Below are 9,408 nucleotides of genomic sequence, written 5' to 3'. Positions count from 1 at the left end.
GGCCCTCCGAAACAGACGAGAGAGCTTAAGCTTGGGTGCTATGACCCCCAAGCGCGCCATCCTGCTCCTCCGAATCAGTGACGACAAAAGCGGCGAAGCGGCAGGAGTCGCCCGCCAAGAGGAAGACGGTCGCAGATTGGCCGAAAGGCTCGGTTGGACGATCGGACCCGACGAAACCCATGTCATCGTCGAAAACGACACGTCGGCGTTCAAACGCCGCAAAATCACCCTCCCTGACGGAGCCACCGCCCTCAGGACCGTCCGGCCGGGTTTCCGCCGCGGCCTCGACATGCTCGCCGCCGAACAAGCAGACGGCCTCCTCGCCTACGACCTCGACCGCGTAGCCCGCGACCCTCGCGACCTTGAGGACCTGATCGACGTCGTCGAGTCCAAGTACCACCGCATCCCCGTCGAATCCGTGAGCGGCTCCCTCCGGCTCGCCAACGACGCCGACGTCACCATGGCCCGCGTCATGGTGGCAGTGGCGAACAAGAGCAGCCGCGACACCGCGCGCCGTGTCTCCCGCAAGCACGAGGAGCTCGCCGCCCAAGGCAGGACCGGCGGCGGGGGCATCCGCCCCTACGGCTACGAGAGAAACGGCGTGACGATCCGCGAAGACGAGGCGGAAGTCATCCGGTGGATGGCGCAGCGCATCCTCGACGGCGGCACCATCAGCGGCATCGCCGTCGAGTTGAACGAGCGCGGCATCAAACCGGTCCGTAGCGAGCAGTGGAACCAGCGTTCGGTGTGGTCGGTGCTCACCGGGCCGCGCATCGCCGGCCTGCGCCGGTTCCGCGGCGTCGTGGTCGGTGAGGCGCAGTGGCCGGCCATCCTCGACCGCGACACATGGGACGCCGTCCGAGCGAAGATCGCTGAACGGGCGGCTGGCACCAGCAACGTGTTCACCCGCTGGCTGACGGGCTCTCTGTGGTGCTCTCTGTGCGGGCACCACCTGATCGGCACGGCTGCGACCAGCAGGGCAACGGCCCGCTATTGGTGCCCCACGCCGCGGGGCGGCTGCGGGAAGATCGCTGTTGCGGCACCGCATGTGGAGGACCTCATCAGCCAGCGCGTGGTGGAGTTCCTGTCGAACGAGGCTGTGCTGGATCGGCTGCTCGCCGCCACCTCGAACACGGCCACCGACGAGCTCCGCGGCCAGATCGCCGAGGACGAAGCGCAGCTTAAAGAGTTGGCCCGGATGTGGGCCAACCGGCGGATCACCCTGGCCGAGTACACCGAGGCACGCACCATCATCGAGGAGCGGATCCGGAACGCGAAAACCTTCGCGATTGGGTCCGCTCCTCGCGTGCTGCGGCGCCTGTTGGGCGGCGACATCCAGGCGGAGTGGGAGAGCTCCACGCCGACGGAGCGGCGGGATGTGATGCGGGCCCTGCTGCCGAAAGGGTTCGTCGTGCTGCCGTTCACGAAGGGCCGCCCGCGGGCGTTCTACCCGGACCGGATTGTTCCTCGCTAGCAGAGCAGCCCTGCCTGCGCCACGGGAGGAAGCCGCACCTCGACCAGGCAGTCTCTTCCCGGCGAGGGCACCTGCGGTGGTGGACCCGGCGTTCTAGCCGGCGTCCCGGGTGTTGCGCGCGGCGGGGTTACGCGCGCTTGCGGGGGTGTGCGCCGCTGGGTTGGCCGCTCCTGTACGGGCGGGGTGCTGGGCGGCTTGGAGCCGGGGGCCGGCTCTCGGGTGGGTGTCACGCTGGGAGTTCGCGGGCGCTGACTTTGCGCGGGGCTCGTCGCCATGGGGCTGCTCGTTGCTGGCGGCCTGGTGGCGGGGCGGGTGATGCTGCTGGCGGCCTGCGTACGTCCCGTGTCCGGCTTATGCGTCGGGGCGGCGGCCACAGCCTTCGGTGTTCGTCTGGGTGAGGGGGTTGTCGTTGGGGGACGGACGCGGGTGCTTGGGCCTGCGGCGGCGGTGGAGGGTCGGCTGATGGTGGTCTGCGCAGGGATGGACTCGGCTTGGTGCGTTCCACTCGGGCTGCTGAGGGCTAACGTCATGACGCCCGCGGACACGAGGGCAGCTCCTCCGGTGCTCGCGCCGGCGGCCAGCACTAACCGAGGCTGCTCTGTGGTGAAGCGTTTCAACGGCTCCCACGCCGCGAGGAGCGGCACTGCGATGAGGCCCCCCAGTCCGAGCTCATGCGCGCGGCAGGCCGCGAGGATCGCCGCGGCGCGTTCCTTCCCCTTCAGCTTCGCGTCGACTTCGACGACGGTGCGGCCGTTCTCGGTGAAGGCGACGGCGGGGCTGGCGGGGTCTTCCACCTCCCGGATCTCAGGCAACTTCACGGGATGGCCTCCCCGTACTGGTTGGTCATGCGCCGCCACCAGCGGGCTTCGCGCAGGACATCGGGATGGCCGAAGCCGGGGACTAGGAAGGTCCGCATCTTCCCGCCCACGCGCCAGCTGACAGGCTGAAGGCTGCCCGGCTTGCTCCGCATGGCAGCCACCACCTTGTCAGGCGGAGGAGCCAGGAGGGCTGCGATGAAGTCGTTGAGGTACTGGATGGTGTCGTGGGCCATCTTTAGGTCGTCAGCCATGTCAGAGAAGCGCTGCTTGGTGAAGATCTCGTCACGGAGCTGCGCTGCGGTGACCTGCTTGGCGAGGTTGAGACGTTCCTCGATAGTGGCGAGGACTTTTGCGATGAGTTCTTGTTCGTGACCGGCGTGGCTGCGGTCGGCGATCAAAGCGTGTCACCCCCCGGCGAATGTGCGCTTTCGGCGCAGTAGTGCTTGAACGTGTTCCCTCGCCCCAAAATGCTGGTTCGGTCATTCCACGTCGTCAAACGCCTAAAAGTCCACCCTACCCAAGGGGCCGTAATGGGATCGTGACAATACGCAACAGTGTCATGCCGGGGCACGCTAGGGCAGGTGCGCTACCAGGGGTGCAGCAGGCTATCCATGCTCGAAGTGGTGAGATTGGGATGCGCAAAACGGTCACCTAATAGTGGCCGTAACGCATGGGTGGCCCTAAATGGTCAGCTCCCTCGACGGAATTCATGCACGTCCGCAGTCGGACGCGCTGACGCCGACCGATGCTCTGTCTCGTCCATCCTGCGGAGGGCATGCAGCTGATGGATGAGGAAGCGGCGCTCCCGCTCGCTCAGGCCGGGCGTCTCCCAAATGTGCTGCTCGGCGTCGTCCTCGTACTGGCGCTCCGACCGCGTAAGGGCGCCGAAGATCGATCGCAGTTGCTCAGGGCTTAGCTGCGGAGCGAGATCGCGGATTGCCGCTTCCGCGTCGCCGCCTGTGTCTGTGCCGGCTGTGGTGAGGTCCGTAGGATCTCCGCCTTCGAGAATGGCATCGATGCTTCCGGGCGCCCACTGGAGTACGGCTTCCAGTTTCGCCTTGGTCAGTGGGCGCGCCCCGGCCCCGGAGCGGATCTTGCGCAGAAACGCCGTTGTGATGCCGGCGGCCTGGGCGACGTCCTCCCACATCAGGTGCAGGGCTAGTCGTCGTGTCTCCATGAGCTTGGCGAGGCGGTTCGCGTGGTCGTCTCGCTCCATGTCGATCCTCCGGCTTGCGTCGCGGCTTTGACCGCAATGTATCGCAAAGTGCCTGGTCACGTGGCATCAACTTTCATGTCGGGGGGTGGCCGCTAAAGAATCACGAGCGCTTTGTTGCGGTCCTAGAGCTTGTTGCGATACGTTGCGGTCATGAGGAAGCGACTGAAGCTCCCCTTCGACGGCGATCGCGCCAGAGAAGCCCGGGAACGCAGAGGGTTCACCCTCGCTGACCTGGAAGGCCGCTGCGAGAGAGCGGGCATGAAGATCACTGTCAGCACCCTTAGTCGGTGGGAAACAGGAGTGTTCGGACCCACGGCAGCGAGGCTGGAAGTTCTGGCCAGGGCCCTCGACGTCGAGGTTGACGCGCTGTTGAACAAGTCTGAGGAGATGACCCAGGCGGAGTGTGCTTGATGCGCATCAAAGCGATCAATAGCGCTCCCGACACAACCTCGTACCAGGAGACGGGTGGCGGCCTATCCCGGCCACTCATTGAACTCATCCCCATCCCCAGCGACGACCAGCTCCGCGCCGTCGCCCGCATTCTCGGCCTCGCCGGCGCCGTCCAGCAGCGCCTCGACCGAGAGGCACGCGAACGCAGGACAGGAGACGCGGCGTGAACGAGATCCAGCTCTTCGACAACGGCGAGTTCGAGCTGCGGGTCACCCCGGACCTCGACTCGTTCAAGGTCGCCGCTCCCGGCCTGGCGCGGGCGCTCGCCTTCCACGCCGCTAAGGACATGCTGCGCACCATCCCCGACGAGGAGAAGGGGTGGGAGATAGCTCCCACCCTTGGTGGCGACCAGAAGGTGTCCTTCGTGACCGAGGCCGGGTTCTACCGGGCTATCGGGCAGAGGCAGGCGGCCCGCATCAAGGACGACGCGATGCGCGACATGGTGATCCGGTTCCAGAACTGGGTGTATCGGGAGGTCCTGCCAGAGATCCGCCGGACTGGCGGTTACACGATCGCGCCCCGCACGCCTGGCGATCTGCTGGAGCCCGCCACGTACACGTGGGATGAGACCGCGGCGGTGATCCGGCAGCGGTACGGCGTGCACACCTCGGTCGTGCACTTCCGCCGCATTCTGCGCTCCGCCGGCGTGCTTCGCCAGTCCGGTGACCCAAAGGCGAAGTACCAGCCGTGGTTCTGGTTCACGGGCTCGTGCTGGGAGGTGCTCCCGCACTGGATTCCGGCGCTGTTCCACAAGTACATGGACACGTCCGAGCGGCTCCGCGGGTTCGCCCAGGACCGTCTCGGCGCCGACCACGAGCAGATGGCGATCGACGCTGCGGTCATCGACTTCCCTGGCGGCGCGTGATGACCGTCCTGGTCCCTGGCCTTCACCTGCTGGACGCGGAGACGTACGCCTGCGCCGGCCTGATCGCCGCGTCCAAGCGCCTCGGCGAGGTGGACGCGTTCGACGACGAGCTGGCCGAGCTGCTCAAAGGCGCGTACGTGGGGCGCCACCGAACCTCATGACGTGAGCCGGCCCCCACCCGGATGCCGCCGGACGAGGGCCGATGACCCCGCTCAGAGAGCACATCAGAGAAGGAGCAAGGTCGTGAACAACATACCCGCCACCCCTCGCGAGTGGCAGCGCCAGATCGAGTTCTTCCAGTGGCTGAAGACGTGGGCGCCCGAGGTGCACACGCCGGTCATGCAGGGGATCGAGGCCCGCCCGGAGCGTGCCCAGTGACCGGCCACGACTCTCACGCCGACCGGATCGTGGACGCGGTCGCGGCGCACGCCGCCGACCACCTGATGCTGCCCGGCGGTGACCTGCTCGTCGGCGCGGTCCGCACGGCACTGCTCGTCGCCCGCATCGACATCCCCGTCGATGACATCCCGGCCGAGGCCGACCGGCGGATCGCCAAGGCCGCCCGCGCCGCCATGGCTACCGAGTACGAGGAGGTGCCGGCGTGAAAGTCGAAGCGACGTGGAGCCCCGTACCAGGTGACCCGGTCATCAAGGACAGCGACGACGGGGTCTGGATCGTCCGCAGCTACGAGGACGACGACACCGTGTGGGTGCACCGGCCTGACGTGCGTATGGTCCCGTCGATCGGCCGGAATGCCGGCGGCTGGGTGGATCTCGCCGGCTGGCGGGACGAGCCCGAGCACGAGGAACTAGTCGCGGTCGCCGCTCTCCACCCCGCCGAGCAGGGCGGTGCGGCATGAGCATCGCGACCCTCCCCGCCGTCGCCCCCGGCCGGCCGAAGGCTGACCCCGACGACGACCACCTGTACTGCTGCAACCCGGACCTGTCTCTGTGCGGCATGGACATCTCGGACTCGCCCGAGCGGGACTTCCCCGATCACGAGTGCTGCCTGGTGTGTCTGGCGCTGGAGGACACTCCATGCGGACCTGGCTGCCCTGACGGCGGTGCGGCATGAGTAGCCGCTGGTTGACCGTCACTGACGCCGCGGTGCTGCTGCGCTGCACCGACCGCGAGATCCGCCGCCTCGTCATCGGCGGCCAGTTCGACCACCGCCTCGTCGAGGGCGGCTTCGACTACGAGGTGACCCGCGACTCCGTCATCCAGTATGCGGCCCGCGTGGGGCGCGAGACGGCGCCCGATCAGCCGCGGCTGATCCCTCGTGACCCGGCCAACCCTGCCGAGGCAGTGCTGACCCACTCCGACAACTACGACTACGAGAGGGAGCGCGAGAGCTGATGGCGATCAGAACGCGCAAGCCGACCGGTGCCGTGCCGTGGCCGCTCATCCTCCTGGAGGGCGGCGAGAAGGCCGGCAAAAGCTGGGCGTGCGCCGAGCTGTCCGCGTCGGAGAAGGTCGGCCAGACGTACTGGCTCGACCTGAACGAGGGCGCCGCCGACGAGTACGGCGCCATCCCCGGCGCCCGCTACCTCGTGGTCGAGCACGACGGCACGTGGGGCGACATCGTCGGCCAGGTCGCCGAGATCCGCAAGGAGGCCGCCCGAGCCGCCGACGCCGGCGAGCCTCCCGTGGTGCTGGTCATCGACTCGATGACCGCCGAATGGGACCTGCTCAAGGACTGGGCGGCGAACCGGGCCAAGGGCTCCAAGTCGAACCGGCAGCGGATCCAGCGGGACCCGAACGCCGAGGTGCAGGTGTCGATGAACCTGTGGAACGACGCCACCGCCCGACACCGCAAGCTGATGACGATGCTGATGACGTTCCCCGGCATCGTCATCATGACCGCCCGCGGCAAGGAAGTCGCGTCGCTGGACGCCGCCGGACGGCCAGTCGAAGGATCGAAGGACTACAAGGTCGAGGGGCACAAGAACCTCGCCTTCGACGCGTCGGTGTGGGTGCGCCTGTCACGCGAGCACCCGCCCATCGTGGTCGGCGCCCGATCCGTTCACGCCGGGATCAAGCCGGGTGTCGACAAGCCGCAGCCGATGCCGGACTTCACGCTGGAGCGGCTCATCTTCGATGCCCTCAAGTGCGATCCGTCAGCGGCGCGGGCGCGGGACATGACGGAGATGAAGCCGGGCGACGAGTCGCCGGACCTCGACAACCTCTCCGACGCCGCGAAGCGGCTCCTGTCTGAGGCGGAGGACGCCGCCAACGTCGAGGGCTTGCGCTTGGTGTGGACGGCGATCAGCCCCCTGCTCAAGTCGGGCGACATCACGCAGGCCGAGGCACAGGTCGTGAACCAGCGGATTCAGCAGCTCAGCCAGGAGATGACCGCTGAGCCGAAGGGGGAAGCGGCGTGATCTCCAATGAGGTGGCGCTGGCCGAGGTCGTGCTCAAGGTGATGACCGAGCGGCTCAAGCAGGCCAAAGCCAACGCTGACGCCGAGCTGTCGGCGACGGCCCTGCCGGGGGACCGCACCAGCGCGGTCCTCCCGGACGGGACGGTCGCCGGCATGGTCGGCCACGCGAAGGGCCGCACCACCGCCCGCGTCACAGACCGGCTCACGCTGACCGCGTGGGTGCAGGAGACGTACCCGAGCGAGGTCGAGATGGTGCCCGCCATCCGGCCGGCGTTCGAGAAGGTGCTACTGGACAGCTGCAAGGCCAACGGCGCGAACGTGGACGCCAACGGCTACGAGGTGCCCGGCATCACGGTGGGGCAGGGAGAACCGTACCCGACGACGAAGGTCGCCGATGGCGCTGAGGATGCGATCGCGTCGGCGTACCAGTCGGGGCAGCTCGCCGAGGTGATGGAGCGGTTCACCCGCCCGGCCATCGAGGCAGGTGAGCGTGGTGAGTGACGACCTGACCACCCCTGTCGGCATCGAGGCCAAGCTGCGTCGCCTGGTCACGGACCTGACCATGGCGCAGCAGACGCTGGCCAAGGTTCGCAACGACGAGGTCGATGCCAAGCACGGCTACGAGGCGGCCAAGCGGCGGGCGCTGTTCTCGGGCGACTGCCCGAAGGTAGCCCGCGGCGGCTACACGACCGCGGACCGGGACGCCTGGGTGGACGAGCAGGTGAGAAACCTGCGCTACCAGTACGACCTCGCGGTGGCTAAGCGTGAGGCCGCCCAGGACCTTCTGCGGGTCGTCCGTGACCAGGCGATGGTCGTGATGGCGTTGGCGAATTCCGTCAGGACCTCCTATCAGGTGGCGGGGAGCGGGAGATGAAGCGTTCCCCGATGCCTCCCCGCCGCTCGGAGCTGAAGCAGGGCAAGCCGCTGGAGCGGAAGACGCCGCTTCGGGCCGGCGGCAATCTGGAGCGCCGTGTCCCGCTGAAGTCGCGCTCGAAGAAGCAGGAAGCGAAGTACCGGCTCCGTCGCGTGCTGGTTGCCGAGCTGCTTGCCGAGCGGCCGGTGTGCGAGCGCTGCCAGGCGGCCCGCTCCACCGACGTCCACGAACCGCGCATGAGGTCGCGAGGCGCCGACATCACCGACCCGAAGCAGTGCGTGTGCCTGTGCCGTGACTGCCACAACTGGGTGCACGCCAACCCGGCTGCGGCGACCGCGGACGGCTGGTTGATCGCTTCCTGGGATCGGGAGGCGGCGTCATGACCGAGTTGGAGTGCCCGCGCCTGTATGAGGACGGCGAGTACTGCGGGATCTGCCCGTTCTGCCTCGCCCTCCAGGTGCGCGACCTCGCACAGCGGGCCGCCGCCATCGACGGCTCCCTGGCCGATCTCGATACCCCCTGACCTCGAAGGGATGACCATGCACGTTTCCGACGATGTTCTCGCCGTGCTGGATGACCTTGACATCGACGGCGATCACGTCCGCATCACCGGACAGCTCGACTACGGCTTCTACAAAAGGGTCGACAAGGTCCTGCAGGCTGCGGGCGGCAAGTGGAACCGCAAGATCAAGGCCCACGTGTTCGATGCCGACCCGACCGAGGTGCTGGAGCAGGTGCTGCTCACCGGCCAGATCACCACACCGCAGGACATGGGCTACTTCCCGACGCCGCCGCCGATCGTGGAGAAGCTGCTTGGGCTGGCGGAGCTGGAGCCCGGCATGACGGTTCTGGAGCCGTCCGCCGGGACTGGGGCTATCGCTGGGCCTGCTGCGGCCCGCGGCGCCGTCGTGGACTGTGTAGAGATCGACCCCGCGCGGACACAGGGCCTGCGTGGTGGACACTCCCGCACGGTCCTGCTGGCCGACTTCCTAACGGTCACCCCTGCCGAGCTCGACGCCGACGGCTACGACCGGGCCGTCATGAATCCGCCGTTCGCCCGACAGGCCGACATCGCCCACGTTCTGCACGCCCTCACCTTCGTGAAGCCGGGCGGTCGACTCGTCTCTGTGATGGCGAACGGCTTCACGTTCCGCACCAACCGGACCGCTGTCGACTTCCGCGACCTGATCGCCGCGAAGGGCGGCCAGGTCCTCCCCCTCGCGGACGACGCCTTCCGGGAGGCCGGGACCGGTGTGCGCACCGTCGTAGTCGTCATCTCTGCCTAGCCCTCTGAGACCTGCCGCCGGCTCACCCCGCCGATATCGGGGGTCG

17 protein-coding genes are annotated in these 9,408 nt (G+C 67.9%); 15 read left to right on the top strand and 2 right to left on the bottom strand.

What is annotated here, in order from left to right:
• Positions 1-40 precede the first annotated feature (40 nt).
• Entirely contained in the window at positions 41-1,474 is a 1,434-nt protein-coding gene (locus tag CXR44_RS38525; RefSeq protein ID WP_101791106.1) for a recombinase family protein, read from the top strand.
• Positions 1,475-2,288: 814 nt separating this feature from the next.
• Here the strand turns inward: CXR44_RS38525 and CXR44_RS38520 are convergent.
• Both CXR44_RS38520 and CXR44_RS38515 read right to left on the bottom strand, forming a co-directional pair.
• Positions 2,289-2,690, bottom strand: coding sequence for a hypothetical protein (locus tag CXR44_RS38520; protein ID WP_101791105.1), 402 nt, complete (start codon positions 2,688-2,690; stop codon positions 2,289-2,291).
• A gap of 290 nt (positions 2,691-2,980) precedes the next feature.
• Positions 2,981-3,508, bottom strand: a complete 528-nt coding sequence (locus CXR44_RS38515) for a hypothetical protein (RefSeq protein ID WP_144070250.1) — start codon at positions 3,506-3,508, stop codon at positions 2,981-2,983.
• Positions 3,509-3,658: 150 nt separating this feature from the next.
• On the opposite strand from CXR44_RS38515, the gene CXR44_RS38510 reads away from it, so the two are divergent.
• The 14 genes from CXR44_RS38510 (at position 3,659) to CXR44_RS38455 (ending at position 9,362) form a co-directional block, all read left to right on the top strand.
• Positions 3,659-3,919 (top strand): helix-turn-helix domain-containing protein, encoded by a 261-nt coding sequence (locus CXR44_RS38510; RefSeq protein WP_101791103.1) that lies wholly within the window; start codon positions 3,659-3,661, stop codon positions 3,917-3,919.
• Between the two features lie 202 nt (positions 3,920-4,121).
• The gene (locus tag CXR44_RS38500; protein WP_101791101.1) at positions 4,122-4,823 is read left to right on the top strand and encodes a BRO-N domain-containing protein; all 702 of its coding nucleotides are present in this window, start codon (positions 4,122-4,124) and stop codon (positions 4,821-4,823) included.
• Positions 4,820-4,984, top strand: coding sequence for a hypothetical protein (locus tag CXR44_RS39955; protein WP_180903906.1), 165 nt, complete (start codon positions 4,820-4,822; stop codon positions 4,982-4,984). The genes CXR44_RS38500 and CXR44_RS39955 overlap by 4 nt, the downstream gene beginning before the upstream one ends.
• Positions 4,985-5,066: 82 nt before the next feature.
• Entirely contained in the window at positions 5,067-5,201 is a 135-nt protein-coding gene (locus CXR44_RS41895) for a hypothetical protein (RefSeq protein ID WP_281260325.1), read from the top strand.
• Positions 5,198-5,428, top strand: a complete 231-nt coding sequence (locus CXR44_RS38495; RefSeq protein WP_101791100.1) for a hypothetical protein — start codon at positions 5,198-5,200, stop codon at positions 5,426-5,428. Before CXR44_RS41895 ends, CXR44_RS38495 begins: the two co-directional genes overlap by 4 nt.
• Positions 5,425-5,682, top strand: coding sequence for a hypothetical protein (locus CXR44_RS38490; RefSeq protein WP_101791099.1), 258 nt, complete (start codon positions 5,425-5,427; stop codon positions 5,680-5,682). The genes CXR44_RS38495 and CXR44_RS38490 overlap by 4 nt, the downstream gene beginning before the upstream one ends.
• Positions 5,679-5,897 (top strand): hypothetical protein, encoded by a 219-nt coding sequence (locus CXR44_RS38485; RefSeq protein WP_101791098.1) that lies wholly within the window; start codon positions 5,679-5,681, stop codon positions 5,895-5,897. The genes CXR44_RS38490 and CXR44_RS38485 overlap by 4 nt, the downstream gene beginning before the upstream one ends.
• Positions 5,898-5,908: 11 nt before the next feature.
• The gene (locus tag CXR44_RS38480; RefSeq protein ID WP_101791097.1) at positions 5,909-6,178 is read left to right on the top strand and encodes a hypothetical protein; all 270 of its coding nucleotides are present in this window, start codon (positions 5,909-5,911) and stop codon (positions 6,176-6,178) included.
• Entirely contained in the window at positions 6,178-7,203 is a 1,026-nt protein-coding gene (locus tag CXR44_RS38475) for an AAA family ATPase (RefSeq protein ID WP_219602274.1), read from the top strand. Before CXR44_RS38480 ends, CXR44_RS38475 begins: the two co-directional genes overlap by 1 nt.
• Positions 7,200-7,703 carry a hypothetical protein gene (locus CXR44_RS38470; protein ID WP_101791095.1) on the top strand — a complete coding sequence of 168 codons (504 nt, stop codon included), beginning with the start codon at positions 7,200-7,202 and terminating at the stop codon, positions 7,701-7,703. Before CXR44_RS38475 ends, CXR44_RS38470 begins: the two co-directional genes overlap by 4 nt.
• Entirely contained in the window at positions 7,696-8,076 is a 381-nt protein-coding gene (locus tag CXR44_RS38465) for a hypothetical protein (protein WP_101791094.1), read from the top strand. Before CXR44_RS38470 ends, CXR44_RS38465 begins: the two co-directional genes overlap by 8 nt.
• Positions 8,073-8,459 (top strand): hypothetical protein, encoded by a 387-nt coding sequence (locus CXR44_RS38460; protein ID WP_144070249.1) that lies wholly within the window; start codon positions 8,073-8,075, stop codon positions 8,457-8,459. The genes CXR44_RS38465 and CXR44_RS38460 overlap by 4 nt, the downstream gene beginning before the upstream one ends.
• Entirely contained in the window at positions 8,456-8,599 is a 144-nt protein-coding gene (locus CXR44_RS39950; protein WP_180903905.1) for a hypothetical protein, read from the top strand. The genes CXR44_RS38460 and CXR44_RS39950 overlap by 4 nt, the downstream gene beginning before the upstream one ends.
• Before the next feature lie 10 nt (positions 8,600-8,609).
• Entirely contained in the window at positions 8,610-9,362 is a 753-nt protein-coding gene (locus tag CXR44_RS38455) for a hypothetical protein (protein WP_219602273.1), read from the top strand.
• Positions 9,363-9,408: the final 46 nt, after the last annotated feature.

Origin of the sequence: Nonomuraea indica, from assembly GCF_002850745.1 — a bacterium.
GTDB lineage: Bacteria > Actinomycetota > Actinomycetes > Streptosporangiales > Streptosporangiaceae > Nonomuraea > Nonomuraea indica.
Note: the sequence above shows the minus strand (reverse complement) of the source record. Positions and strands in the feature narration are given on the sequence as shown.

Bases quoted from the DNA above. Each gene is read 5' to 3' on its own strand.
- CXR44_RS38525 (WP_101791106.1), top strand. From the start codon at position 41: ATGACCCCCAAGCGCGCCATCCTGCTCCTCCGAATCAGTGACGACAAA.
- CXR44_RS38515 (WP_144070250.1), bottom strand. From the start codon at position 3,508: ATGGAGCGAGACGACCACGCGAACCGCCTCGCCAAGCTCATGGAGACA.
- CXR44_RS38510 (WP_101791103.1), top strand. From the start codon at position 3,659: ATGAGGAAGCGACTGAAGCTCCCCTTCGACGGCGATCGCGCCAGAGAA.
- CXR44_RS38485 (WP_101791098.1), top strand. From the start codon at position 5,679: ATGAGCATCGCGACCCTCCCCGCCGTCGCCCCCGGCCGGCCGAAGGCT.
- CXR44_RS38475 (WP_219602274.1), top strand. From the start codon at position 6,178: ATGGCGATCAGAACGCGCAAGCCGACCGGTGCCGTGCCGTGGCCGCTC.
- CXR44_RS38460 (WP_144070249.1), top strand. From the start codon at position 8,073: ATGAAGCGTTCCCCGATGCCTCCCCGCCGCTCGGAGCTGAAGCAGGGC.
- CXR44_RS39950 (WP_180903905.1), top strand. From the start codon at position 8,456: ATGACCGAGTTGGAGTGCCCGCGCCTGTATGAGGACGGCGAGTACTGC.
- CXR44_RS38455 (WP_219602273.1), top strand. From the start codon at position 8,610: ATGACCATGCACGTTTCCGACGATGTTCTCGCCGTGCTGGATGACCTT.